Origin of the sequence: Emticicia sp. 17c, assembly GCF_037153985.1 — a bacterium.
Taxonomy (GTDB): Bacteria; Bacteroidota; Bacteroidia; order Cytophagales; family Spirosomataceae; genus Emticicia.
Window position 1 is genome coordinate 715,168 of the sequence record NZ_JBBAYI010000002.1, and the last position, 25,850, is coordinate 741,017.

Here is a 25,850-nt window from a genome sequence, read left to right on the forward strand (position 1 = left end):
TGCTTGCCCGGCACACTTTAGTTTCATTTGTAATGTTCTCTTTCCTAAACAAGAGGAGTTAAAAATATTATGGCAAAAAGAACCAGAGGCTTTGGCGAAGAGGCTTCAGAAAAAGACAAGAAAAAAATCAGTAAAGAGGGCTTTAAAAAAGCACTGAAAGTTTTCAGATTTACGTTACCTTATAAGTGGACATTTGCGATAGGCTTCATTTTTCTGGTACTTTCACAAATAACTTCCATGAGTATCCCGCTCTTGTTAGGGCAAATGGTTGGTGCTATTGTTTCGCCAGACAAGGCGATACAGCCTGCTGCCAACAATCCTATGGGCAATATGAATATGCTGGGCGATAAATTGCAGAATATCTTTCATACATCCCCCAATTTTACACTCAATGAAGTAACGGCTCTTTTTGTTTTTTTACTGATATTACAAGCCGCCTTTTCGTTTCTGAGGGTTTATACGTTTACGCGCGTTTCGGAGCAATCAATGCGTGACTTGCGTAAAGAACTTTATACAAAGATAATTACTTTGCCAATTACCTTTTTTGAAAAAAGCCGCGTTGGTGAGCTTATGAGCCGGATTACCTCCGACGTTTCACAGTTACAGGATGTACTCTCTATTACTCTGGCTGAGCTTTTCCGTCAGGTATTTACGCTGGTGGGCGGAGTGCTGCTTATTTCGGTTATATCAGGCAAACTTACTTTATTTATGCTTTCTACTTTTCCTTTTCTGGTAGTAGCAGCAATGGTATTCGGAAGGTTTATCAGAAGAAACTCGAAAAAAGTACAGGACGAACTGGCCAAAACCAATATTATTGTTGAAGAAACACTCCAGTCGGTTAATGTAGTAAAAGCCTTTACAAACGAGCGTCTGGAAGTAGGCCGATATACCACCTCTATTCAGAAAGTGGTTAACTATGCTTTAAAAGCTGCTACTTTTAGAGGAGGGTTTATTTCTTTTATCATTTTTGTTTTGTTTGGCGGTGTTGTGGGGGTTGTGTGGTATGGCGGTAACCTTGTACTAAGCGGTGAGCTAGACTTCAAAAACCTATTTACTTTTATAATTTATACAGGTTTTATTGGGGGTTCGGTTGGTGGTTTGGGTGATATGTATGCCCAGATACAAAAAACCATCGGAGCTTCCGAGCGAGTGCTGGAAATTCTGGAAGAGGAGTCAGAAGTAAATGTGGAAAAACCGATTGAGTTCAAGAAAACACAAGGCAACGTTTCTTTTGAAAACGTAGGGTTCGTGTATCCGTCAAGAACAGATATTACTGTATTGAAAGATATATCGCTCCATATAAAGGCTGGCGAAAAAGTGGCGTTGGTAGGGCAAAGTGGTGCCGGAAAATCGACACTCGTACAGTTATTGATGCGCCTTTACCCACTTTCAAAAGGAAAAATACTAATTGATGGGAAAGATATAGCCCAACAGGATGTAACCGAGCTTAGAAGCAATATTGCCATTGTGCCACAAGAAGTAATGCTTTTTGGAGGAACCATATTCGACAATATAGCCTACGGCAAGCCCGGTGCTACTGCCGAAGAAGTAACCGAAGCTGCGCGTAAGGCAAATGCTTATGACTTTATCAGTTCGTTTCCTGAGAAGTTTGAAACAATTGTGGGCGAAAGAGGCGTTAAACTCTCAGGTGGGCAAAGGCAACGGGTAGCCATTGCACGGGCCATTTTAAAAGACCCATCGATTCTGATTCTGGACGAAGCCACGAGTGCTTTGGACTCCGAGTCGGAAAAACTGGTGCAAGACGCGCTCGACGAGCTAATGAAAAACCGTACAACCATCATTATTGCCCACAGGCTGGCAACTATCCGCCACGTCGATACCATTTATGTATTAAAAGACGGAGCCATTGCGGAGTCAGGCTCACACGATGAGTTGATTTTGAAAGAAGAAGGAATTTATGCAAATTTGGTCAAATTACAGTTTGATAATGTAAATTTGCTGGTAGAATAGACACCTGCCATTTATGCTGATACTGATAAATGCAGTTTCTTTCTGGCCATTACTTGATTAAAGACAAATAGTTATGAGTCTCTCTAGAAATACACTGAAAGAATATGACCTACGCCACACCGGCTGTCGGGAAGACATACTGCAATCGTTCCAAGCCAACAACCATGCACTTTCACATGGCGATTTGGAAAATCAGTTCGGAGAACGATTCGATAGAGTTACTATTTATCGAACGTTGAAAACCTTTGTCGAAAAGGGTATCATTCATAAAGTGCTTGACGACGAAGGCGGCACAAAATATGCTCTTTGCCGCGCAACCGAGTGTAAACATGACGAACACCACCACGACCACGTACATTTCAAGTGCCTTAACTGTGGCAATACAACCTGTATCGAAAGTGTGCATATTCCGAAAATAAATTTACCCGAAGGCTATAAACTGACCGATATTAATATGCTCATGCAAGGTACTTGCCCTAATTGCAACGCCTGATTAGCCCTGTTAATACCTGCCACGGGTTCCTTCCACTATTATTTATAAATGTCTTACAAAACAAAGCTTATTATAGCACTTGGGCTGGTTTATGTGGTTTGGGGTTCTACTTTTTTAGGCATGAAATATGCCATTCAGGTATTACCACCCATGATGGTTTCCTGTTTGCGGTTTCTTACTGGCGGGATTCTGCTTTTTCTGTTTACCCTCTGGAAAGGTTATGGCATACCCGATTTCACCAAAATTCGTAATGCAGCTTTTGTAGGTATGCTCCTGAGCGGAGTTGGCAATTGTGCCGTAGCTTATGCCCTTCGTTTTATGCCCTCTGGCTTGGTGGCACTGTTGGTGGCAACACTGCCTGCATGGATGATTATGCTCGATTTCTGGCTTTTTAGTAAAACCAAACCCACACTTATTGGCTCAATAGGTTTAGTAGTAGGCTTATTCGGAATGGTTTACCTACTCGACCCCATGAATCCGGTTAATACGCAGGAAAGAGAAGTAGCTGTTTTTCCGGCACTACTGGTTTTTGCAGGTTCAGTAGCATGGGCTTTCGGGTCTTTAAAATCGCCTTATTTATCTTTACCAAAACCTATACAATCAACCGCTATTCAGATGATAGCCGGCGGATGTTTCTCGTTGCTGATGAGTATCATTTTTGAGGATAACCACTTACAGGCCTTACAAAACATGACGCAGGAGACCTATCTGGCTATGCTTTATTTAATCATAGTAGGTTCTTATATAGGGTATAGTGCTTACCTGTGGCTGATTAACAATGCTCCCCCTCAGCTTACGGCCACTTATGCCTACGTTAATCCGGTAGTTGCTATTTTTCTGGGCTGGATTTTTATCAACGAACGCCTCACCACGCGTTCTTTCATTGCTTCTTCTATTGTGCTGGCAGGTGTTATTCTTATGACCATCGGACGACGCAGAAAGACCTCAGCAAATGTAACCCCCGAATAAGCTAGGCTGTAAACTTATCTAATTGTTTTACTAGCACATCAAAGTCCTTAGGGTATGGGGCTTCTATTTTTACTACTTCGCCATTTAACAGGCGGAATGTAAGCGAATGGGCATGTAATGCCACACGTTTAATTAAAGGCAGTTCTTCTGTTCCTTTTTTCAGGTTGAATTTTTTGCTTTTCAACTGTGACAACAGAATGTCGTCTCCGCCATAAGTAGGGTCACAAACAATAGGTGCTTTCAGGCATTGTAAGTGTACACGAATCTGGTGCATACGCCCCGTAATCGGAATACACTCAACCAACGTATGGTAACGATACGCTTTTAAAGTGAAGAAGACGGTCTCGGCCAGTTTTCCTTTTTCGCGGTCAATTCTTACGGCTGTGCCATCTTTCAGTTGTGCAATAGGTAAAAACACCGAAACACTGTCGAAATCATGCACGCCGTTTACTACGGCATGGTAACGCTTGGTTACCTCGCGGTTTTCAAACTGCATGGCCAGATTTCGGTAAGCGGCCGGATTTTTCGCAATAGCCAGCACTCCCGATGTTTCTTTATCGAGCCGGTGGCATAATTGCGCATCGCTCGAATATTGCTTTGCCAAACGCAAAATACTCTGGTGTTTGTCTTGTGTACGCTCATCAAGACTTGACAAAAACGGAGGCTTGTTAATAACTATATAATCGTTGTTTTCGAAAATAATCAAATCTTCAAAAACCACGTTTTTGGGGGTAGTCTTTATTTTTGGTGTTTCCTGAAAATCAAACTCGTAATCCATATCACTAAACTGGTATAAAATTTCTGCAAAGTTAGGCTTTTATATTTTAAAATCAGCCATTTATGAGTTCAAGCTAATAATAGCTACCTGTTCGGGGTATATTACCATAACAAAATAGCTTTTTTGAGATTGTTATTTTAGATGGCTCGCTTATAGCCATTTGTTTTTGCACATCTTATTTTAATATATTTGCATTAAATACTTGTTCTTTTCTCTGCTGTTATAGTTCAGAACTATCCTACAAGACAAAGAATCCACCTATGCAACTATTATAATCTAAAGTAAAAACAAGCTTATTGTATTTTCAGTAGAACTTTTTTATGAAAAGAAGAACCCTCATTACTATTCTAAGTATTGCAGCTACGTTCGTTTGCCTGACCAATGGATATACACAAAACTCTGTAATTTTTTCTTCGAGCAATAGCGCGCCTATTAACGCAACTACCTTTGCCGAAATTTTCAGAGATTCATCAGCCAGTGTGCCTTTTACAAAAATTGCAGCGCAACCTTTTAAACCACTGGCTCAGAGCTATTTTCTTCTTCCTTACAGCAATTCGGTTTTCTGGTTCAGAATAAACCTTAAAAATACCGATAACAAAAATACGCAATGGATTTTACAATGGATTAACCCTTTGGCAGAAAGGCTCGATTTTTATATTTCCGACACCACACAAAACCATTTTACACATACCGAATACAGCCTTATTACCAAAAAAGAACATAAATTACTCGAATTTGAGCCAGAATTCAGGTTTGAATTAGGCCCGAATTCTTCCAAAATTCTTTACATAAAGGTATCGTCACAGAGGGGGCAATATGGCACTATTATGATTCACTCGCCCCAATCAATAACAAAAAAAACCCTGAATGCCTACATTGAGCAAAGTTTTACCAATGGGCTATTGGTTTTTCGTTTTCTGATGGTAATCATACTGGCTATTTTTATTATTAAAATGCCTATTTTCAGAACTTACTCCTTACATATTGTTCTGAAGACACTCACTTATTGGGGGCTAATGAATATTCCGGGGCCACTGCTCAGTGCGAACCCCGATATTGCCAAAAAGATAGATTTTCTTGCCTATAACTCTGTTCCTATTACTTGCGGGCTTTTTGTTCTGATAGCCTTCCCGACTAGCAAGTTCCCGAAATGGCACCCGAAACTCACCTATTTTTTTATCTTCGCTACGGTGCTTGTCGATATCATGGCCTTAGTTGATTATAAGTGGTATTGGCTCAAAGCCGGAGCTTATCTGATTATATTTTCATCGCTCTATTTTCTGGCTTTATATTTTTACAGTACATTTAAAAAATTCCCTACATATCAGTATTATTCCATTCCGTTTGCGCTGAGTACGACTAGCTATCTGGCCATCTGGTTGCGTTTGCTTGGCTGGATTGAATACAAGCCGCTGTTCGGGATTGCCTCCATGATTTTTGTGGCCGAACACTTTGTGTTTATTTTCTTTCTTGGGCAGATTTTCAGAAGTGCCGAGCGCAACAAAATTCTGGCAGAACAACAGCTTTCGTTTAATCTTGAACAGAATGCCCGCCTGAAAGAACTGGACAACCTGAAAACCAGCTTTTTTGCTAATATCTCGCACGAGCTACGTACACCTTTAACCCTGATTTTGGGGCCTATTCAGGAACTTCTGAAAAAATATCCTGCCGAAAGCCTGTTACCACTTATGCAGCGCAATACGCAAAGGTTACTTACGCTGATAAATCAGTTGCTAGATATAAGCAAACTTGAAGCCGGACAAATGAAAGTAGAAGCCAGCAAACAGGATATTTCGAAGTATTTCAGAACGCTTACAAGCTCGTTTACTTCTCTCGCTGAAAGCCAGAAAATAACTTTTGAAATTAATATACCTCAGGAAGAGGTCTGGGGGTATATAGACAAAGACAAACTGGATAAAATTATTACTAATTTACTCTCAAACGCTTTTAAATTCACTGAAACCTACGGTAAAGTTACGGCTCAGCTAAATTACGCCAACAAACATAAATCTATCGTTATTACGGTTAGCGATACAGGAATTGGCATTAAAAAAGATAAACTCAATAAAATTTTTGACAGGTTTTATCAGGTTGACGGCTCACAAAACCGGAGGTTTGAAGGTACTGGTATTGGCCTGGCCTTAGTAAAAGAACTTGTTAGCGCGCTGAAAGGAACCATTAAGGTCGAAAGCGAAGAAAACGTTGGTACAACTTTTAAAGTAGAATTACCGATTGACCAAACTACTTGGAAGGATTCAATAGTAGAGCCTGATAACGATATAACTGCCAGCTTTACTCCGACGATAACCAACAGCGTTGAAAACGCAATAGCCGACCCAGCCAATAACGAACAGGAGAACATCTTGTTAATTGTAGACGATAACGAAGATATAAGAACTTATATCAGAAGTATTTTTGAGAGAGACTACCAGATTGTTGAGGCCGTTAATGGTAAGGATGGTATCAGTAAGGCAACCGAAAAAATACCAAACCTTATTATCAGCGACCTGATGATGCCCGAAATGGATGGTTTTGAGTTTTGCCGAGAACTAAAATCAGACGAAAAAACAAGCCACATACCCATTATTATGCTTACGGCAAAAGCTAATATGGAAAGTAAACTCGAAGGGCTGGAACTGGGAGCCGACGACTACCTGATTAAACCCTTCAATGCCGAGGAAATTACGGTCAGGGTGAAGAATCTGATTTTACTTCGTGAAAAACTTAAAAAATCGTTCGGAAAAGAAATCGTTGAGTTAAAACCCGGCGAAGTTAAAGTAAAATCGCTCGACGAAACTTTTATTATCAATGCCAAAGCTGTAATTGAGAAGAATCTGGCGAATAGTCAGTTTGATTTAAGCCAGTTTGCCGAAGCAATGTCGATGAGTACGGTTCAGTTGCGCCGCAAGCTGAAAGCCTTAACCAACCAGAACGTAATAGAATTTATTCGGAAGTATCGTTTGCAGAGAGCCGCCAGCTTGCTTCAACAAAAAGCAGGTAATGTGTCTGACATTGCCTATCAGGTAGGGTTCGAGAGTTTATCTTACTTTACCAGAACTTTTCAGGAAGAATTCGGTGTGAATCCATCCGAATACGCAGTTAACGACTAAGCTCCTGACTGGCAAAAGGCAATTTAAAGGTAAATCTTGTGCCTTTATCGATTTTACTGGTAACGCTTATTTTTGAATGGTGGGCGTTCAGTATATGCTTTACAATAGCTAACCCAAGCCCTGTGCCACCTGTTTCGCGCGAGCGGCTTTTATCAATCCGGTAGAACCGCTCAAAAATACGCGCCAGATGCTCGGGGGCTATTCCGGGGCCGTCGTCTTCTACCGAAATCTGATAGTATTTTTTCTCTTCTTCAATTTCTACTATTATTTTGCCATTTTCTTTACCGTATTTGATGGCGTTATCAACCAGATTCGTTATTACCTGCGAAATCCGTTGTTTATCGGCCAGTACCCACGCCGACTGCATATCTTTCGGCTTAATTTTCAGTGTTACACCCCTGCTTTGTGCTTTCGACTCCAACTGTTCAAAGATATCTTCTGTAATATGTTTGATGTCAATGTTTTCAAAGTGCATTTTCAGGTCTCCTTTTTCTACCTGCGATAAGGTCACAAGGTCTCTCACCAGCGCATCGAGGCCATCAAGGCTTTTGGCTGCTTTATTCAAAAATCGGTCAAGCACTTTAGGGTCTTCTTTGGCTCCGTCGAGCAGGGTATGGATAAACCCCTGAGCGGCAAAAATGGGGGTCTTAAGCTCGTGCGATACATCGGCCAGAAACTCCCTTCTGAATTGCTCCATTTTTTTCAGCTCATCAATTTCCTGCTGCTTGCGGGTTACATAGGTCGAAATTTCAGAATTAAGCCTTTTAATAGGGTTCACACTTCTGATTAATGATTTACGGGAGATGTCAAAGTCCCGTATTTTCATTTTCTGGATGGTTTTGTAAATCTGTTCAACCTCCCGAAACACCAGAATATCAATGGTATAAAATACAAAGAAGAAAGAGCCAAAAAGGCAAGATACCCCCACCACAAACAACATGGCGGCAGTAACACCCGGCACAAAGCTCAAAAATACTACGGTGATTGTCGTAATTAATACGGCTAGAAAAAAGGCAATCGTACGAGGACTAAACGACATTCTGAATGAATGGTTAAATTATCAGTTACTTCTGGCAAAGTTAACCGATAATTATTTCTTATCTCACAGATTTATTATTCATCTGTAAACATATATCCTACACCTTTCAGCGTTTTGATATAGTTTTCGCCAACTTTTTCACGTACTTTACGGATATGCACGTCAATGGTACGTTCAACCACGAAAATATCAACTCCCCAGATTTTCTGAAGGATTTCATCACGGCTAAATACTTTGTTCGGATATTGCGCAAGGAAGAAAAGCAGTTCAAATTCTTTTTTGGGCAGTACAACCGTACTACCGTCTGACTTGGTAACTGTATAATTCTGGCGGTTAATGTGCAGCCCTGCTACTTCGAGGGTATCGCTTGTGTCTGTTTTCTGTGCTTCGCGGCGGAAGAAAGCGTTAATCCGGCTCATTAAAGCACGTGGCTTTATTGGCTTGGTAATGTAGTCGTCGGCACCTACTTCAAAGGCCGCAATTTCGGAATATTCTTCAGAGCGGGCAGTCAGGTAAAGAATATAGATATTCTTCATTTCGGGCATTGAGCGTAGAGTTCGCCCTACTTCGATACCATCCAGATACGGCATCATAATATCAAGAATAACTAAATCTGGCAGAAACTCGCGGGCAACTTCAATAGCTTTTTTGCCGTCAGGGGCGGTAGCAACTTTATAACCTTCTTTTTCAAGGTTATAGCTTAATAACTCCACAATATCAGCTTCATCATCAACTACTAAAACACGGTGAGCAAAACTCATAAAGGCGTTTTTCAATTAGTGTGCTGCAAAGTTATGATTAAAAAATCGTTAGGTGTGTTAAGCCAATGTTAAATCTTATTGAAAGGTAGCTTACAGCCCTGTTTTATAGCATTTTTACCCGAAAACCTGCGGTATAATTAAAAGGCTGGCAAGGGGCTAAGCTGTTTATTATCAAGGTATTTGTTGCCGGAAGGCCATATTGGTTTATTTGCACATTTTTTTGAAAATACTTGTTGTTTTTTTTGTAAAAGAAAAATGAAACCTCTAATTTTGCAGTCCGATTTTCAAAAGGTGTGTTAATACATATCTTATCGGCAGAAATCAGTCTTTATCTTGATACCTATTCACACGGTGTCGCTTCCCCTGATAAAAGGCGAAGTTTCTGAACCAAAATCAACTGAAATGATTGATTATGAGGCAGGAATGTGAGCCTTTCTTCATGATTCAACTCAAATCTTTTTGTAAAATTCCTTAAAATCTGAAAGACAATGGCGAAAGACATCGCAGGATATGTGAAACTTCAGGTAAAAGGCGGTCAGGCTAACCCTTCACCACCAATTGGTCCGGCATTGGGTTCTAAAGGCTTGAACATCATGGAATTTTGTAAACAATTCAACGCCCGTACTCAAGACAAAATGGGTATGGTGTTGCCAGTAGTAATTACTTACTTTACTGACAAGTCGTTTGAGTTTGCTATCAAAACTCCACCCGCTGCTATCATGCTGTTAGAAGCAGCTAAAATCAAAACAGGTTCTGACCAGCCTAACCGTAAAAAAGTAGGTTCGGTTTCTTGGGATCAGGTAAAAACTATTGCCGAAACCAAAATGCCAGACCTGAATTGCTTTACTGTTGAGTCAGCAATGAAGATGATTGCCGGTACTGCCAAAAACATGGGTATTACCATTACAGGCAACGCACCGTTTTAAAACAACCGAATGATACAATATCATTCATTATTTATTCATGGGAGTTATGCACAGGCATAACGCTATAACCAACCAAAAAAATGGCAAAACTGACCAAAAAAAGAAAAGAAGCGATGTCGAAGTATGATGCTTCAAAAGCCTACTCTCTTAAAGATGCGGCTGATATCTTGAAGCAAATTTCATACACTAAATTCGATTCTTCGGTAGACGTTCACGTTCGTTTGGGCGTTGACCCTCGTAAAGCTGACCAAATGGTGCGTGGTGTAGTTGCATTACCACACGGAACTGGTAAAACTGTTCGTGTATTGGTATTGTGTACACCTGATAAAGAAGCTGACGCAAAAGCTGCCGGAGCTGACTATGTAGGTCTAGACGAGTACATTCAGAAAATCGAACAAGGCTGGACTGACATCGACGTGATTATCACGATGCCAACTGTTATGGCCAAACTTGGTAAATTAGGTAAAATCCTCGGTCCTCGCGGATTAATGCCAAACCCTAAGTCTGGTACTGTAACGCTCGACGTAGCAACTGCAGTAAAAGAGGTGAAAGCTGGTAAAATCGACTTCAAAGTTGATAAAACTGGTATCATTCACGCTTCCATCGGTAAAGTTTCTTTCTCACCTGAGAAATTAGCTGACAACGCTACAGAATTGATTCAAACTTTGTTGAAATTGAAACCATCTTCTGCTAAAGGAACTTATGTGAAAAGCATAGCTCTTGCAAGCACAATGGGGCCTGGTATTCAAGTCGACAAAACCACCATTAATGGATTGTAATCATGACAAAAGAAGAAAAAGGAGCAATAATTGAAGAGCTTGCAGAGAAATTTGCAGCTACCCCTTACTTCTATATCACCGATGCAAGCGGACTGAACGTTGCTAAAACCAATGAATTACGTCGTTTGTGTTTCGAGCGTGGTATTGAGTATCGTGTAGTGAAAAATACACTTATCAGCAAGGCTCTGGAAAAATCAGATACCGATTATTCGTCGTTTGATGGAACTGTTCTTAAAGGTTTTTCAGGTGTAATGTTCCACGATGAGTCGGGCAAAGTAGCTGCAAAATTGATTAAGGATTTCCTTAAAGCAAACAAAGATAGCATCAAATTAAAAGGTGCATCGGTTGATTCAGCTTTGTTCATCGGCCACGACCAACTGGATACGTTGTTGAACTTGAAGTCAAAGCAAGAATTGATTGGCGAAATTATCGGTTTGTTGCAATCACCTGCCAAAAATGTTATTTCTGGCTTGCAAAGCGGTGGCAACAAATTGGCTGGTATTCTCAAGACTTTGTCAGAGAAAGAAGCAGCCTAATTCGTTTACAGGCTTTAGCCAGCAATGGCTATATACAGTAAACACACATCAGCTATACTGGCTGATATTAAATTCAAAATCATTTATCAAAAACAAGTATTAACTTTTAAATTCTATACAAAAATGGCAGATTTGAAAGCATTTGCAGAACAATTAGTAAATTTGACTGTAAAAGAAGTAAACGAATTAGCACAAATATTGAAAGATGAGTATGGTATCGAGCCTGCAGCTGCTGCTCCAGTTATGGTAGCTGGTGCTGTTGGTGGTGGCGAAGCTGCTGAAGCTCCTGTTGAAAAAACATCTTTCGACGTAATCTTGAAAGCTGCTGGTCCTAACAAACTTCAAGTTGTGAAATTAGTTAAAGACCTTACTGGCCTTGGCTTGAAAGAAGCTAAAGATTTAGTTGATGCTGCTCCGAAACCATTGAAAGAAGGTGTTGCTAAAGACGAAGCTGAAGGTTTGAAAAAATCTCTAGAAGAAGCTGGTGCAGAAGTAGAAGTAAAATAATTTTACTGACACATACCAAACAAAGCCCGAAAGTAACCTTTCGGGCTTTTGTGTTTTTATTAAGCTAAAACACCCCACTCATTCTTTACAACTACTGCCTACATCAATCGTTTTCTGATACTTACCCAACCAAAATACGTCTGCTTTTTGCTTACGATTTTAAATAATATTTTGTACTTTTCTACCCGATTTCTCATTTCAGGCGTATTAGCAGATAAACCTCTTTCAAACCTCTATTTACCTATGAAAAACTCAAAAAAACAACAAAACCCTTCCTCAAGGCGTAATTTCATTAAAAGTGCCAGTTTAGCCTCAGCAGGGTTTATGATTGTACCACGCCACGTGCTGGGCAAAGGCTTTATTGCTCCAAGCGATAAACTGAATATTGCGGCCGTAGGTTGTGGCGGCAAAGCCGATGTGAATATTCGCCTCGCTTATAATAATGGTACTGACAACTTTGTGGCCCTGTGCGATGTTGATGACCGTATGTCGAAAAAATACCGCGCTCAGTTCCCGAATGCACCTTATTACAAAGATTACCGCCAGATGCTTGAAAAAGAGGCCAAAAACATTGATGCCGTTATTGTAAGTACTCCCGACCACATGCACTACCCCGTAGCCATGACAGCCATGCAGCTAGGAAAACATGTGTACGTGGAAAAACCTTTAACCCACGACATCTGGGAGGCACGCCAGTTAACAGAAGCAGCCAAAAAATATAAACTGGTTACACAAATGGGGAATCAGGGCAGTAGCGGAAAAGGAACCCGCATTACGGAAGCTATTATTCAGGATGGCCTCATTGGAGACGTGCAAAGTGTAGAAGTATGGACAAACCGCCCCGTATGGCCGCAAGGGGTACAGTCGCCTAAAGACAGAGGCGAAAAACAGCCGATTCCGAGCGAAGTAGACTGGAATCTATGGCTTGGCACAGCCCCTATGCGTGACTACCACGAAGCCTATATGCCTTTCCGCTGGCGTGGATACTGGGATTTTGGCACTGGTGCGCTAGGCGATATGGGTTGCCATTTTATTGATGTACCTTTCCGTGCCTTAAAACTAAGCTACCCTACTTCGGTAGAGTGTTCGGTTGGGCAGGTATATGCCGATTTCTTCAAAGAGGCATTCTATGATGATGTTTGCCCTCCGTCGGCTTCCATCCACCTTAAATTCCCGAATCCTAAGGGTAAACAGTTTAAAGAAATCAGCTTATCGTGGTACGACGGCGGCATTCGTCCACAATTACCCGATGGCTGCGATTATGACAAAGTATTTGCCAACATAGATGGTGGAATATTGTTTATCGGCAGTAAAGGGATTCTGGCAACTGAATTGTTTGGCAATAACCCTAAATTCTTCCCTGAGTCGAAGTTCCTGAACGTGAAACTTCCGGCCCCTAAACGCCCTTTGGTTGAAGGTGATACCGAAGGACATCAACAACAATGGGTAAAAGCCTGCAAAGCTGGTTATGGTACCTACACGAGTTCGTCGTTCGATCAGGCAGGCCCACTAACAGAAACCGTTCTGATGGGAAATCTGGCTGTTCGTTCGTTCCTGCTTCGTGATGCCAAAAATAAATTTATTGGTCGTAAAAAACTCTTGTGGGATGGAGCCAATATGAAAATTACCAACTTTGACCCTGCCAATGCTTTTGTAAGAAGAGAGTATCGTGCCGGAGGTTGGATATAAGCCTTGCATTTATATAAAAAGGCTTTCAAAAAAACGAAAGCCTATAACTATTCCCCCTCGTTTGTTACAATACGAGGGGGTTTATTTGTCTGGTAATAAGCCTTGTTTTATTATACCTTTAGCTTATTTTTAGAGCTTATCAGTGCTAAATGTTGTTGTTGAAACGGTAGCAGTTTGTTATCTATCTGACTATTTTGTACCTCACTGCCTTCTGATTAGGTTCAACGGAATAAATACTTCCACCACAAACATCTTCCATTATACTACAAATAATTTCGGTATAATCGTCTTTATTTTCCTCAATTTCCAAAGATTCTCCTTCTTCTTGTACATTTTCACCTTCCAAATTTACGACGCTTCGCAGTAGTTCACCATTTTCATAATAGTCGAATCCAAAAAACATACCTGTTTCAGAAATCATAAAACTCAATGCTTTTCCGTTTTCAGAAAACGCATCTAGTGAGGTTTCTTCTGTTGACATTTCATCTCCAAATAGCAAGATTGTCCCGTTTTTAGTAACAGTCAAAAATATCTCATTTCTCTCTATTTCGTTTGAAATAGCATTTTCAAAATAGGTTGTTTCAACCTTAATGGGTGTGTCAAGCCCCATTAAAGTTATTAATTCTATAATGTTGTCAGTTTTAATACTCGTTGCAACTCCTCGAACATTTAGTCCCATAATTTTTATTATTTAATAATTATTGTTTTGTTGAAACAAACACCAACGCATAAATAGACAATGGCTTTATATTTTTCTGAAGCCCATTTTGCTTGCTTTAACTCTCCGAGAGCCTAGAAGGATTAAAAATAATTTAAATTTTAATAAACCTATATACGTTTATTGAACATAAACAGCAGAATTAGCGTTTCTTTGAAACCAGCCTATCGGATGAAGGGTCTTGCCTCAAGAAATTTACTCAGTTATTTTTTTGAAACTTACTGTAATATTGCTCAACCATTGCAGCGCTACATTCGGTATGGCATAAATTTTTACACTAACCCATAAAGTACATTGTCTAATTTCTATTTAAACACACGCATGAAGACCTTCCATAAAATATTTATAGGCCTTTTAGCAGGTTTACAACTTTCTTGTGGTAATACTACTACAAGTTCTAACACACTCTCATTCTCTACTGACACTACTAAAAAAACGACGGTGCTTGAGAACATCAAGGTCGAAAACAAAGGTGTCGTTATCAAATACGACGACAGCAAAAAAGGAGACACTACGCTGGTTTTTGTACATGGCTGGGGTATTAACCGCACTTACTGGGAGAAACAAACGCCTTTTTTCGCTAAAAAATATCGTGTTGTTGCGCTTGATTTACCGGGTTTTGGCGAGTCGGGTAAAAACAGAACAAGCTGGACAGTAGAAGACTATGCAAAAGATGTTTCGGCGGTGCTAAATACGCTCGACCTGAAAAGAGTTGTATTAATAGGCCATTCTATGAGTGGGGCTATTGTGCTGGAAACGGCATTGAATAATCCGGCACGTGTAATTGGTATTGTAGGTATTGATAATTTTAACAATTTCGGGGCAGAAGAAACACCTGAGTCGAAGAAAGAAACAGAAGCATTTTTTCAGGCTGCCCATGCCCATTACAAAAAAATGGTTACATCGTTTGCCAATCAGGCTTTGTTTGTGGCTTCAACACCAAAAGAAATCCGCAAAAAGGTATTGGATGATATTGCCGGTGCTGATTCGACCATTTCGTTGACTTGTCTGGAGCAAAACGGCAATTATCCCATCAATACTAAACTCAGAAGGCTTGATATTCCGCTATACTTAATTAATAGCTCTGCCAATAAAACCGACACCATGGCTTTTAAGAATAATGGTATCAGGTGTTATTTAATGGATGTAGGTAAAACAGGCCATTACCCGATGCTCGAAAAACCCGATAAGTTTAATTCTTTACTGGCACAGGTTATTAAAAATATAAACAAACCTAAATAAAACTAATAAGGTGGAGCTAAGCTCCACCTTATTAGTTTTATATTACTTTGGCATCAAAGGCTCCTGTCAGAATCTTGCCATTTCGTTTAACTTGCAACCAGATTCGGTAATTACCTGCGCTCGGAAAAACATACGGCAGGGTTACGCTTCCACCATGATGCCCGCCCGATTCATGCTTCATGTTGCCCATCAACCATTTGTCGCGTTCTTCTTCGGTCATGGTCTGTAACTGCGCTAAAACATGGTCTACGCTATCTCTGAATTTTTTAGCGTTACTTAACCTGCGGCTTGGATTTACGGTTTCCTTTACACGTTTTTCCATTACCTGCTGCGAGGTAGCCGAGAACGTACCGTTCGGGTGCAGATGTATGTAAACTGAACCATCTTCTTTTAAAATGGCTGCGTGCCCCATCATACCTAGATACGGCTGCAATTCGGCAGGTTTTCCGTCAGGGGCTATCACCGAAAACTTTAAATCATATACCTGCCCTGCTTTCAGCACCTGATTTGGTTTTTCTTCCCAGATGATACTCGAACCATCCTGCACTGGTGTTTTTATGCCGGGCTGCCCGCAAATAGTAATACTGGCATCTTGTACGGCTGGCAACTTTTTGTTAATCGGATTAGTGACGATATACGTATCGTCCGAATCTCCGGTATGTTTTTCGGCACTTTCCTGCGTAATTTTTAAGGCCGGAATATCAACGGTGTCAGCAATGGTGTACTGCAAGCCATGAAAACGTAGAATATCAGCAAAAACGAGGTATTTGCCGGCAGGTAAATTGGGCAAAGGTGCTTCAAAGGTAAGGGTATCTTTTCTTGACGGATGCAAGTGGGCGAAAGCATCCATAGTGCCTTGCCTTACCAGAAATAGGTGCATAAGTTTGCCGTGGTCAGGAATCACATAGCTTGTCCACCGCTCCTGAACAGAACTTGAATCAATTTTAAAAGTTAATACCCTTTGCGCATTTTCTATTTTTATAGCAGAGGTAGCCGTATAGGGCTTATACATGAAACTATCTTTGTAATCTCTCGATAAATTACTCCACCAGTTATTTCCTACAAAAAGCAAAAGCCCGCAGAAACTCAACCCAACCGTTGACCCAACTGCACGCCGACGCTTGAAGTTTTTATTGCTTTGTTCACCGGGTTTCAGGAGGCTATCACTGGTGCTAGCCCCGATAATAGTAGTCAGGATACCCACCAGAAGCACCGCTAACCCAGCAAGAATCCACCCTAGCGAGGGTGGTAAATCGCGCTTGGCCGTTGCAATGGCAGCAATCGGAATCAGGGTTTCGCCTGTTCCGCGTTTTCCTTCAATAATAACCTTTACACTGGCGGCACCGCTCTCCATGAGCCATATCTGACCTTCATAGCGGCCTGTTTCGCCAGCCACAGGCAGGGCTTCATCAAATCGGGGTGAGCCTTCGTCGCCTGTCCAGTAATAAATCGGGCTGATTCTTACATTTTCAATATCAGTTCCATCAACCGAAACCGAAACTTTGGCAATGCCCGGAATCACGTCAGGGGGTTCAACATATACTTGTATATGATAATTTCCGGCTTTACCTTCCTGTACGATACCTGCACTACCTATATGTGCCTTTGCCTGACCTACCAACCCACAGGTAAGCAGCAGAAAAGCTGTTATTTTTCTTAAAAACATTGGTTTCAAAATAAAAGTATGATTGATAAGTTTAGCGTTGTACTTGTTTCATCCATTTACCCCATGCGAGGCCAATCCGTGTTGAAAATATACTGAGCAACAGGGCTATACCTAAGCCCATAACCCAGTTAGCCAACCCTACGGTAGTGTTCCAATCGACAAACTTATACCTGAACTCCCAATCAGGGTCGTTCTGAAAGGTCCATGAGTAGCTTCCCCAGAACCAGTTACGCGCCAACGGCGACTCAAGAATGAAATATCCGAAAGGATAATGAATAGCAAAGAAAGTAAGAAGATATGCCAGCCCAAGTATTACCGACAACCACCAGTCGTTGGTGGCTTGTAGTTTATGTCTGAGCCAGTCTATAACAAAAGCCGGAAAAACCATTAATAACGGAAACCCAAGCGTTTGGTAAGTAGTAATTTTATTATGGATAGGCCCTAGCAGGGGTTCGGCCGGAAACAACCGTAACGTGGCATTAACCGCCCAGTGAAACACCATAAAAGTTATAGCAATATAGGTAGCGCCCCACTTCATGCCCGCCCCCCGCGCAGTAGCTAACAAACAAAACGGAAAAGCAACACTACCAATCTGATAGAAAGAAACATTGTGCATATCCCACCGCCCCAGAAACTCCGAAAGCGTAGTAAAAATAGTAGTTATAAAAAATCCGGCCGTCAGAACGAACATCCATTGTAAACGTTTATTTCTTGCCTTGTTTTGTTCAGCCGTGAAAGAGGCTATTTGCTCTTTTCTGTTCAGAATAGCCAGCACCGACATCATGGCTCCAATCTGTACGCCCATTAGCCCTAATAAAAGCACTGTATGCGGTGGAGAAAAAATCTGTACATCAAGCCCATAGGCACTATGCCACCAGTCGTCGAAAGGGGCAGAAGTAAGCGCAGCAATGCCGCCCCAGATACAGAAAAGCCCTCCGAGCGAACTATAAAAAATTCCCCAGAAATTAACCATTTTGTTTTTTTCGGCCTGTTTACCCCAGAAAGAGGTTTTCAGAACCTGATAGCCAGAGAAAATACCTGCTGTGGCGGCTCCTATATAGACAACTACATGGGGAGCCGAAAAAAGGCCATCTCGCCCGATGCTCATGTGCCAGGCGATGTCCCATAAGATACCTAAAATAACCATTTTGGAGGCAATTACACTCACATAAACATAAAGCGGAATGCCTAGTAGAAATTCTTGTGTAGAGGAAAGCGTTTTCTTGTCAGCAAGAGAACGATTAACGGTTGTTTCCATTGAATAAGATGTGTTTTTAGAAAAGACAGGTAAGTTCAATAATTCCCCTAAGTTAGGCAAAAAAATAGATTAATGCGGAGAGAATATTTGAAAATAGTGCAGCTATTACCACAGGCGGAATAAGCGGGCACGCAAAGAAAATATTTGGTAAAACAATACAGAAAACCTACCAGTATTATTGCGCTACTTGTCGGGTACGCTTGTGGGTTTTTCTTAGCATTTTTATGAAATAACGGGTAAAATTCCGATTTGTAGGGTATTTTCGATGCGAGGTCATGTTATTGAAAACGAGCGCAACTATCAGCAGTATCAGTGAGCCTGTCAGTACCGGAGAAACAACGTATAAGTAGCCCAAAGCCTTTATTTTTTCGGAGCCTACCACGGCAATTAAAGCTGTGGCTCCACCCGGCGGATGCAGGGTTTTGGTAATTTGCATCATAACAATAGAAAGGGATACAGCCAATGGTGCCGACAACCATAGAATATCGGGCAGTAAATGGTAAACAGACACCCCAATAAAAGCTGAAATTACATGGCCACCAATAAGGTTGCGAGGTTGAGCCAACGGGCTTTGAATAGCTCCGTAGATGAGTACACTTGAAGCCCCGAAAGAGCCTATCAGAAATATATTTTCAAACTGTGTGAGTAGCTTACTCTGGAAAAACGCAATCAGGCCGATACCCACAAAAGCTCCTATGAAAGACCAGAAGTGTTCTCTGAAATCGACAAGAGTCTCTTTATAAATGATATAACGAGATACCCTAAGCCCACGCTTGATTTTATTCTTTACCATCTAATGTTGTAACTCCGTATTTATAGGGCAAAGGTACAACATTATCATTTACACCTGAAAGAAACATAAAGTTTTTCTATCGATTTAGTATATTAGTATAAAAACAGGGTTTCAATCAGGAAAAGAAACCCTGCTTTTATAACCCTAAACAAATATATACTTTAACGACACCAGCCCCGTGTCATAAACCTTACTCTCTACTAATTGCAGGTTTGTTCTTTCTTTGATATCCTGAAAAAGCGGTTTGCCTTGCCCCAGAATAATCGGGTGTACCGATAACCACAGTTCGTCGACGAGGTGTAGTTGCATCAGCGTGCTGGTGAGGCTTGCGCCGCCAAAAAGCCAGATGTCTTTACCTTCTTCTTGCTTTATTTTCTCTACGGCAGTCTTGATGTCACCCGAAATCAGCATAGTTCCTTCTTTTACTGATGTCAGGGTATTTGAAAAAACGTATTCTTTCATTTTCGGAAAAGCATCTGCACCGCCTTCTATTCCAAACGACATCTCATAGCTTTTACGGCCAACAAATACTGTATCGATTCTTGTATAGAACTCGTTCAGCCCGTAGTCTTGGTCTGTAAAACACCAGTCATACTCGCCATTAGGCCCTTCGATATAACTATCAAGGCTCACGGCTACTCCTAATATTAACTTACGCATATTGAATTGGTTTATTTTATACAGCAAAAATGAGAATTTCAGAAGATAAAAAATTGTAAAAACCAGACATCGGAAGCCCGTTATCTGTAATTACTCGCAGTAAATTAGATTAGGGGTTGTCAGGATAGCTTTGGGGCTAAGCCCTGCAAAAGTATGGTAGTCATGAATAAAATGAGCTTGGTCATAGTAACCGCTGGCATAAGCTATATCGGTCAGGCTCATGGCAGGGTATTGCTTTAAGTGGGTTAACGAATAAACAAAACGGTTTACTGCCATAAACTCTTTGGTTGAAAGACCCAACCGATTATTGAAACGCCTGCTTAGTTGTCTTTGGCTCATGCCTACCTTATTGGCTAGTTCGCTTACCGACTTCACACGCCTTATTTTCTGTAAGCAGTAGTTTACCACTATATCTTCTGCTCTGTTTTTTTGTAGCTGTTTAAGAAGGTATTGCTGTACTATGGCCACTTTCTGGTCATTATGAGGTACAGTGTTTACCTGTTCTTCCATGTCGGTAGCTTCTTGACCCCATAAATCATGCAGGTTGGTTAATGTATTAGCCACTTCGTTCATAGGTAACGGAAAAAACATACAGGCGGTTTCGGTATAAAAACAAACAGAAATAAACGCTGTATTACCCGGCATTTCTACGTCCATGAAGTTATTCATGCGGGAAACAATAAAATTACGGCTAGGGCTAAAAACCTTTTTGCCTGTAACCTTTGCCAACGACGCACTGCTGTAATTTATAAATAATTCGACACAGGTATCGGGCAAAACCCTGATAGATGAATTATCGGACGATGAACCTTCCATGGTGCAAATGACCTTCACATAAGGTTGGAGGGCTGGCATAACAGGATAAAGCCGAAGTATCATAACCTGAGTGGTAGAGGTATTTACACGTTGGTTGGGCGTAATTAGTCTTTCGCCCGATGATTTATTGATTCGGGCGGGCCAGTTGTTCCAGCTTTTTATGAAACTTCCACGAAACAGGAATTACTTTACTGCTGCGGGCTATTCTGAGGTGGTATCCTCTGGCATCGCCTTCTACTTGGTGAATACCCTTTATATTGATGATAAAGTTTTTATGTAGCCTAACAAACTGTGGAAAAACCGATAATTCTTTTTCGATTTCTTTAATTGCTGTATGAAGGGTTGTTTTCTCAACACCCATGAAGTTCTGCCAGTAAATATCTGAGGTATTCTCTGTGTTTTCTATATAAATGAGTTGGTTAGGCACCAGACTCAATTGCTCACCTTTTTTTCCTAATACCAAAACCAGTGGCGTGTGTGAGGTGTTTTTATCTGCATGGCTATGCAAATGCTGATTGATGATTTCGGCACAGGCCATAAACTTATTTTGAAATACTCTTTGCTGAATAAAGGTTGTAACAATTACAGGAATAGTGCTTAACACAAAAACTTTCAGGATATCAATTACCTTGTAAGATACAATCTCAAAAAAATTAGCGTAGGCTACTAAAGAAGATGTAAGCAGTAGCACAATAACTAAAAAATGAAGCGACTGCCTGGCGATTGTCCATTGTTGTTGATTATAGAACTTCGGAAACACAATCGGCAGCACAAATTTAGCTATCAGCATAGCAAAAGTGGCTACTACACCAAAACCTAGTAAAAACCATGTTTTTTGGTCATGGTTAAAGAGGTCAAGGCCAAAGGGCTGTACTCCTACCGCTACAACGGCTACAAATAGCCCTACTAACAAACAAATGAGCAGGCCGCGCATAGTACGGATTGAAGTGGCCATAGGCAACCTGAAGGCCTCATTCAAGGCAATGAGTTGTTCTCTGACAAAATTTAGAACATGGCTACTCGTAGTAGAAAGGACACGTAAAATATTCATTGCAATATTCAGTATTGGCTTCGTGTTTAATCAGGTTTTCAGGATGAAAAGGCAAAAATTATACCATCCGTTTTGATTAAACACGAAGTTTCATAGCAAAGATAAATAGAATATCGGATTTATCTTATGAGTTCAATCCAACCTTTAACGGTTGTTGAGTTTTCATCTTTTTTATCAAGGCGTTGTAAAGTTACCCTCGCCACATAAAAATAAGTACCCGAAGGAAGCTCAACGCCCGCGTTGCTTTTGCCATCCCAGCTTAAAATATTGGTATTTGAGCTTTCGTATACTTTCAGCCCGTATCTGTTGTATATCTCAATATCTATCTGCTGAATAAATGCCGAGCAGGTCATTGGCGTAAATGTATCGTTTCTTCCGTCGCCGTTCGGGGTAAATACGTTTGGCAGCACAACGGTGGCACAGTTATCTTTACACACTACATTACTTGGCCCACTTTCAATGTTCAGGCTATTTACAGCCGTTACATAATAGCATCCGGCAAAGCCTTCCTGCAAGGTGCGGTTATGAGTAAAAGAGGTTTCGGGTGGCGTTGGCTTATCAATGGCTGCCAGTAAACGCGGTGTTTCTTCTTTATAGCGGGCATAATAAACATTGTACTTGATTATGTCTTTCCGACAAACCACATTACCCGAACTCACAGGCGTTGTCCATTGAAGTTTATTGCTTAAACTGCTCGACTCACAGATAGCTTCACGGTCGAGGGTTTCGCAATTCAGGTCATCAATTGTCAGTACTGGCGGGCAAGGCGGTGTGTTATCAATGGGTACTCCACAAGCCACCTGCGACATATTCATTAGTATACCAAACTGAGGCAAACGTGCATACGCACCAACGGTTTCTACTTTATAACAGTAAGTACTATCTATTTTTAACGTTATTGTATTTATGCCATCGTCGGCAAACCTGTCAATGCCGTCATCTACATAAGTAAATGTATTTACGGCTTGCACAGCTACTTCGGCTATTATATAGAACGTGCCTGGTTTGTTTTTATCTTCTCTGTAAATTCTGTGTTTGCGGTTATCGTTGCTCCACGGCACATTCGCCTGCCACGATAAACGTACTTTTTGGGCATCCGAGGCAGTTGTTAACCTTACGCTACTAGCCACTTGGCTTTCGGCCAGTGGTCTGTCATTAGCGTAAACAAAACCTACTTTGTAGGTATACCCATTTTGTACGGTGTTCAGGTTTGTATCTACAAAAACGGTATCGGCTGCTTTATTTACTTTTGTTGCAATGGTAGCTATTAGCTGAAATGTTCCGCCGCTTATGCCTGTGGCTCTGTAAAGTTTATACGCATAAGGCCCTTGTGTATCGGTCGAGTCAAAGTTTAAAGGACGTGTCCATTTTACAGTGATTTGTCCGGTCTGAGCATCGGTTTTGTCAACAGTAACATTGGTTATTACCGGAGCTCTCTGCGGAATCTCGCTGCCGATACAAGCCTCGTTTGAAGGCACACTCGGCATCGAAACGAAGTCAGACATAGCAAGATTTGCCACCAGACTATAACTATAAATAACCCCATTCTGTGCTTTGGTATCGAGGAAAAAAGTATCTTTTACCGAAACTCTGGCTACCTCAACAAAGCCTAAACTAGCGGGTAAACCTACCTGACATTGCGCAGGGATATAGTTTGAACAACCCTGTTTTCTGTAAATAACAATTTCGGCGTTTTCATCAGGAATATTACAGTTTGGGTATTGTTGCCAGCTAAGTTCAACACCTCTTTCGGTATTTTTAGCTACCAACCCTCTTGGTCGTGGAGGAATAACTCTTATCCTGACCGTCTTGAGGTCGGTAAGCTGCACGGCCGTTCGGCCGGGGAAGTCCTCTACCTTAAATACAACATCATAAGGTTGCTCCCGTACATGTTTACAGTTGGTTTCCCAAGTGAAAGTACCTTCGGCGGGGCTTTTCTGTGTAGCATTCAGTGGGGTAAACGTGGCTTCTTTCGGAGCCACAAAATCAACGGCACCACTGGCATCACGGTTATAAACACCACTGTTGGTAGAGATTTTAATATTATTGTTATCGGCATCTACGGCCGTTACTTTAAATTCTATTTTTTGCCCTGCTTCTACGCATATCGGTGAGGGCACGGTCAGAATGGGTCGTTTATTAGGTGTCTCAACCACAATAATTTGCATATCGCGGGTAATCTCCCCAATTTTTGTATACACGCCATTGCTTCCTTTCCGCCATTCTTCTACAATAAATGCCACATTAACCTGATATTGGTTAACAGACAACCTGCCGGGGGCATCCCAGATGAGGTCTCCGGTTATGGGGTCTATTTTAAAGGTAGAGGGGCCGCCTGTCTCGCTCAGGTTGGGTTGTCCTAAGGTAGCGGGGTCTTTATAACCGGCTGCAAAATCTCCTACGCCTGTGCCATCGCCAAAGTCTCGCTTGGGAGCCGTGAGCCGATACGCCAGACTGTCGCCGTCAGCATCGAAAGCACCCGGATTATGAATAAACTTTTTACCAACACCGGCCGTATCAACAGGAATATTCAATAAAACTGGTGTTTGGTTCAGTCCCAGCGCAGCATTTACAACAATGGTTGTTTCTACAAAAAAGCTAATCTGGTCGGTAGGCCCTTGCAGGTTAACAGTATTGGCGTTTCTGTTCGAGATACCACAGGAAATAGTATATCGCCCTTGTGCCGGAAATGTAAATGTAGTATCATATACATTGCACATAGTACCTGAGTTTATCAGGAATTTCTTCTTACGCTTTACATCATATAAAGGAGCACCGGCAATGCCGAACGAGAATTTTACAAAGTTAGCCCCTTCATTGGCCTGCACGCCGTTAATCTGGTCGGTATATGTAGTTAAAGTAATACGATACGTAAGGGCATTATTGTTGCCTGATGAAATTCTTTTAGCTGTAATTTCACCGGCACGCAAGTGGGTGGCCTGCGCCTGTATTATTGCAAAAAAACTGAAAATAAAGGAAAATAAAGTAAATTTCAACGCCTTCATAAGCTTCTTGAATTAGGATTGTCCGTAAATATAAACGAAAAAAAATCGCTTTCGTTGTGTATATTCTGATTAGAATTTGAAAACATTCTTACAAAACAAGTCCTTTGTTTTTTTAGTATATAATTATTTAATAAAAAAGGACATTATTTTTATTGATTCTAAATAGTTTGTGGCTTACTTTTGACCCGCGAAACTAATTGTACTTTTCTAAGTATTTTTATCTAGTTTTCAAATAATTGAATTTTTAGTTTTCAAACTGGAATAAAGTATGTCTTGGCTTACAAAAACACTATCAAGCTCGATAGGAAAAAAGGTTCTGATGTCGCTCACAGGGCTTTTTCTTTGTACTTTTCTAGTAGTACATCTTACGGGTAATTTACAACTTTTTAAAGATGATGGAGGGTATTCATTTAATACTTATGCGGTTTTCATGACCTCGTTTCCTCTCATAAAAGCAATTTCGTATTTTAACTACTTTTTTATTCTGTTTCATGCCTTCTGGGGTTTGTATCTGGAGTATCAGAACCGCAAAGCACGTTCGGTAAGGTACGCAGTTTTCAAAAACGCCTCTTCTTGGTCGAGCCGTAATATGGCTATTTTAGGAACAATTCTACTGGTTTACATTGTTGTTCACATGGGTGATTTCTGGTATAAGTACCATAATGAGCCACTACCTTACGTAAAGTACATGGAAAATGTAGTTACTGGGCAGGTAGTATCAGAACAGATGCCAAAAGAATATACCCAGACTGTTAAGAAGATTGATATAACCAGCCCTGAGGCAGGAATGCGCATTGTGGTTGTAAAAGACTTATACAAACAGGTTTCGGTTGTTTTTCAGAATCCTTTATGGGTATTTCTTTACATAATAGGTATGTTTGCTGTTGGGTTTCACTTGTACCACGGGTTTCAGAGTGCCTTCCAGACTTTAGGCTGGAATCACCCGAAATATACGCCGCTGGTTAAGTTTATTAGCACGTGGGTTTTTGCTATTGCCATTCCTGTTGGTTTTGCAGCAATGCCAATTTTCTTTTATGTAAAACATTTAATGGGTAATTGATTCTCAGACTAACTGATATATAG

At 41.0% G+C, this 25,850-nt stretch carries 22 protein-coding genes; 11 read left to right on the forward strand and 11 right to left on the reverse strand.

Annotation, left to right across the window (positions count from 1 at the left end; translation table 11 throughout):
* The first annotated feature begins 69 nt into the window (after positions 1-69).
* The 3 genes from WAA15_RS07430 (at position 70) to WAA15_RS07440 (ending at position 3,433) form a co-directional block, all read left to right on the forward strand.
* Positions 70-1,971, forward strand: coding sequence for an ABC transporter ATP-binding protein (locus WAA15_RS07430; protein WP_337042082.1), 1,902 nt, complete (start codon positions 70-72; stop codon positions 1,969-1,971).
* Between the two features lie 73 nt (positions 1,972-2,044).
* Positions 2,045-2,464, forward strand: a complete 420-nt coding sequence (locus tag WAA15_RS07435; RefSeq protein ID WP_337042083.1) for a Fur family transcriptional regulator — start codon at positions 2,045-2,047, stop codon at positions 2,462-2,464.
* Positions 2,465-2,512: 48 nt separating this feature from the next.
* On the forward strand, positions 2,513-3,433 hold the full coding sequence (locus WAA15_RS07440; RefSeq protein ID WP_337042084.1) for an EamA family transporter: 921 nt from the start codon (positions 2,513-2,515) through the stop codon (positions 3,431-3,433).
* A 1-nt stretch (position 3,434) separates the two neighbouring features.
* Here WAA15_RS07440 and WAA15_RS07445 read toward each other — a convergent pair whose 3' ends face one another.
* The gene (locus WAA15_RS07445; RefSeq protein ID WP_337042085.1) at positions 3,435-4,211 is read right to left on the reverse strand and encodes an RluA family pseudouridine synthase; all 777 of its coding nucleotides are present in this window, start codon (positions 4,209-4,211) and stop codon (positions 3,435-3,437) included.
* A 320-nt stretch (positions 4,212-4,531) separates the two neighbouring features.
* On the opposite strand from WAA15_RS07445, the gene WAA15_RS07450 reads away from it, so the two are divergent.
* On the forward strand, positions 4,532-7,321 hold the full coding sequence (locus tag WAA15_RS07450) for a response regulator (protein WP_337042086.1): 2,790 nt from the start codon (positions 4,532-4,534) through the stop codon (positions 7,319-7,321).
* On the opposite strand, the gene WAA15_RS07455 is transcribed toward WAA15_RS07450, so the two are convergent.
* The gene (locus WAA15_RS07455) at positions 7,311-8,360 is read right to left on the reverse strand and encodes a sensor histidine kinase (protein WP_337042087.1); all 1,050 of its coding nucleotides are present in this window, start codon (positions 8,358-8,360) and stop codon (positions 7,311-7,313) included. The two genes, WAA15_RS07450 and WAA15_RS07455, sit on opposite strands and share 11 nt — an antisense overlap.
* 74 nt (positions 8,361-8,434) lie before the next feature.
* A complete protein-coding gene (locus tag WAA15_RS07460; RefSeq protein ID WP_337042088.1) occupies positions 8,435-9,121 on the reverse strand; it encodes a response regulator transcription factor in 687 nt (228 codons plus the stop codon).
* Between the two features lie 488 nt (positions 9,122-9,609).
* On the opposite strand from WAA15_RS07460, the gene rplK reads away from it, so the two are divergent.
* The 5 genes from rplK to WAA15_RS07485 all read left to right on the forward strand — a co-directional run bounded on the left by rplK (position 9,610) and on the right by WAA15_RS07485 (position 13,558).
* On the forward strand, positions 9,610-10,047 hold the full coding sequence (gene rplK / locus WAA15_RS07465) for a 50S ribosomal protein L11 (protein WP_337042089.1): 438 nt from the start codon (positions 9,610-9,612) through the stop codon (positions 10,045-10,047).
* Between the two features lie 80 nt (positions 10,048-10,127).
* On the forward strand, positions 10,128-10,826 hold the full coding sequence (gene rplA / locus WAA15_RS07470) for a 50S ribosomal protein L1 (RefSeq protein ID WP_337042090.1): 699 nt from the start codon (positions 10,128-10,130) through the stop codon (positions 10,824-10,826).
* Positions 10,827-10,828: 2 nt separating this feature from the next.
* Positions 10,829-11,362, forward strand: a complete 534-nt coding sequence (gene rplJ, locus WAA15_RS07475) for a 50S ribosomal protein L10 (RefSeq protein ID WP_337042091.1) — start codon at positions 10,829-10,831, stop codon at positions 11,360-11,362.
* A gap of 123 nt (positions 11,363-11,485) precedes the next feature.
* The gene (gene rplL / locus WAA15_RS07480; protein WP_337042169.1) at positions 11,486-11,869 is read left to right on the forward strand and encodes a 50S ribosomal protein L7/L12; all 384 of its coding nucleotides are present in this window, start codon (positions 11,486-11,488) and stop codon (positions 11,867-11,869) included.
* A gap of 243 nt (positions 11,870-12,112) precedes the next feature.
* Positions 12,113-13,558, forward strand: a complete 1,446-nt coding sequence (locus WAA15_RS07485; RefSeq protein WP_337042092.1) for a Gfo/Idh/MocA family oxidoreductase — start codon at positions 12,113-12,115, stop codon at positions 13,556-13,558.
* Between the two features lie 181 nt (positions 13,559-13,739).
* On the opposite strand, the gene WAA15_RS07490 is transcribed toward WAA15_RS07485, so the two are convergent.
* Complete coding sequence (locus WAA15_RS07490; protein WP_337042093.1) at positions 13,740-14,237, reverse strand: hypothetical protein; 498 nt, start codon at positions 14,235-14,237, stop codon at positions 13,740-13,742.
* A gap of 360 nt (positions 14,238-14,597) precedes the next feature.
* Between WAA15_RS07490 and WAA15_RS07495 the strand changes: the two genes are divergently transcribed.
* Positions 14,598-15,518: an alpha/beta fold hydrolase gene (locus WAA15_RS07495; RefSeq protein ID WP_337042094.1), complete on the forward strand. Its 921-nt coding sequence runs from the start codon at positions 14,598-14,600 to the stop codon at positions 15,516-15,518.
* Between the two features lie 37 nt (positions 15,519-15,555).
* Here WAA15_RS07495 and WAA15_RS07500 read toward each other — a convergent pair whose 3' ends face one another.
* The 7 genes from WAA15_RS07500 to WAA15_RS07530 form a co-directional block, all read right to left on the reverse strand.
* The gene (locus WAA15_RS07500; protein WP_337042095.1) at positions 15,556-17,184 is read right to left on the reverse strand and encodes a hypothetical protein; all 1,629 of its coding nucleotides are present in this window, start codon (positions 17,182-17,184) and stop codon (positions 15,556-15,558) included.
* A 31-nt stretch (positions 17,185-17,215) separates the two neighbouring features.
* Complete coding sequence (locus tag WAA15_RS07505) at positions 17,216-18,442, reverse strand: hypothetical protein (RefSeq protein WP_337042096.1); 1,227 nt, start codon at positions 18,440-18,442, stop codon at positions 17,216-17,218.
* 175 nt (positions 18,443-18,617) lie between these two features.
* Positions 18,618-19,235 (reverse strand): HPP family protein, encoded by a 618-nt coding sequence (locus WAA15_RS07510; RefSeq protein WP_337042097.1) that lies wholly within the window; start codon positions 19,233-19,235, stop codon positions 18,618-18,620.
* A gap of 144 nt (positions 19,236-19,379) precedes the next feature.
* Positions 19,380-19,895, reverse strand: coding sequence for a dihydrofolate reductase family protein (locus WAA15_RS07515; RefSeq protein ID WP_337042098.1), 516 nt, complete (start codon positions 19,893-19,895; stop codon positions 19,380-19,382).
* 90 nt (positions 19,896-19,985) lie between these two features.
* Entirely contained in the window at positions 19,986-20,774 is a 789-nt protein-coding gene (locus WAA15_RS07520; RefSeq protein WP_337042099.1) for a helix-turn-helix domain-containing protein, read from the reverse strand.
* A 61-nt stretch (positions 20,775-20,835) separates the two neighbouring features.
* Positions 20,836-21,762, reverse strand: a complete 927-nt coding sequence (locus WAA15_RS07525; protein ID WP_337042100.1) for a LytTR family DNA-binding domain-containing protein — start codon at positions 21,760-21,762, stop codon at positions 20,836-20,838.
* A gap of 119 nt (positions 21,763-21,881) precedes the next feature.
* Complete coding sequence (locus tag WAA15_RS07530) at positions 21,882-24,767, reverse strand: gliding motility-associated C-terminal domain-containing protein (protein WP_337042101.1); 2,886 nt, start codon at positions 24,765-24,767, stop codon at positions 21,882-21,884.
* 268 nt (positions 24,768-25,035) lie between these two features.
* On the opposite strand from WAA15_RS07530, the gene WAA15_RS07535 reads away from it, so the two are divergent.
* Entirely contained in the window at positions 25,036-25,827 is a 792-nt protein-coding gene (locus tag WAA15_RS07535; protein WP_337042102.1) for a succinate dehydrogenase cytochrome b subunit, read from the forward strand.
* The last annotated feature ends 23 nt before the right edge of the window (positions 25,828-25,850 follow it).

Coding starts and splice junctions, on each gene's coding strand:
- WAA15_RS07430 (WP_337042082.1), top strand. CDS start 70: ATGGCAAAAAGAACCAGAGGCTTTGGCGAAGAGGCTTCAGAAAAAGAC.
- WAA15_RS07435 (WP_337042083.1), top strand. CDS start 2,045: ATGAGTCTCTCTAGAAATACACTGAAAGAATATGACCTACGCCACACC.
- WAA15_RS07440 (WP_337042084.1), top strand. CDS start 2,513: ATGTCTTACAAAACAAAGCTTATTATAGCACTTGGGCTGGTTTATGTG.
- WAA15_RS07445 (WP_337042085.1), bottom strand. CDS start 4,211: ATGGATTACGAGTTTGATTTTCAGGAAACACCAAAAATAAAGACTACC.
- WAA15_RS07450 (WP_337042086.1), top strand. CDS start 4,532: ATGAAAAGAAGAACCCTCATTACTATTCTAAGTATTGCAGCTACGTTC.
- WAA15_RS07455 (WP_337042087.1), bottom strand. CDS start 8,360: ATGTCGTTTAGTCCTCGTACGATTGCCTTTTTTCTAGCCGTATTAATT.
- WAA15_RS07460 (WP_337042088.1), bottom strand. CDS start 9,121: ATGAGTTTTGCTCACCGTGTTTTAGTAGTTGATGATGAAGCTGATATT.
- rplK (WP_337042089.1), top strand. CDS start 9,610: ATGGCGAAAGACATCGCAGGATATGTGAAACTTCAGGTAAAAGGCGGT.
- rplA (WP_337042090.1), top strand. CDS start 10,128: ATGGCAAAACTGACCAAAAAAAGAAAAGAAGCGATGTCGAAGTATGAT.
- rplJ (WP_337042091.1), top strand. CDS start 10,829: ATGACAAAAGAAGAAAAAGGAGCAATAATTGAAGAGCTTGCAGAGAAA.
- rplL (WP_337042169.1), top strand. CDS start 11,486: ATGGCAGATTTGAAAGCATTTGCAGAACAATTAGTAAATTTGACTGTA.
- WAA15_RS07485 (WP_337042092.1), top strand. CDS start 12,113: ATGAAAAACTCAAAAAAACAACAAAACCCTTCCTCAAGGCGTAATTTC.
- WAA15_RS07490 (WP_337042093.1), bottom strand. CDS start 14,237: ATGGGACTAAATGTTCGAGGAGTTGCAACGAGTATTAAAACTGACAAC.
- WAA15_RS07495 (WP_337042094.1), top strand. CDS start 14,598: ATGAAGACCTTCCATAAAATATTTATAGGCCTTTTAGCAGGTTTACAA.
- WAA15_RS07500 (WP_337042095.1), bottom strand. CDS start 17,184: ATGTTTTTAAGAAAAATAACAGCTTTTCTGCTGCTTACCTGTGGGTTG.
- WAA15_RS07505 (WP_337042096.1), bottom strand. CDS start 18,442: ATGGAAACAACCGTTAATCGTTCTCTTGCTGACAAGAAAACGCTTTCC.
- WAA15_RS07510 (WP_337042097.1), bottom strand. CDS start 19,235: ATGGTAAAGAATAAAATCAAGCGTGGGCTTAGGGTATCTCGTTATATC.
- WAA15_RS07515 (WP_337042098.1), bottom strand. CDS start 19,895: ATGCGTAAGTTAATATTAGGAGTAGCCGTGAGCCTTGATAGTTATATC.
- WAA15_RS07520 (WP_337042099.1), bottom strand. CDS start 20,774: ATGATACTTCGGCTTTATCCTGTTATGCCAGCCCTCCAACCTTATGTG.
- WAA15_RS07525 (WP_337042100.1), bottom strand. CDS start 21,762: ATGAATATTTTACGTGTCCTTTCTACTACGAGTAGCCATGTTCTAAAT.
- WAA15_RS07530 (WP_337042101.1), bottom strand. CDS start 24,767: ATGAAGGCGTTGAAATTTACTTTATTTTCCTTTATTTTCAGTTTTTTT.
- WAA15_RS07535 (WP_337042102.1), top strand. CDS start 25,036: ATGTCTTGGCTTACAAAAACACTATCAAGCTCGATAGGAAAAAAGGTT.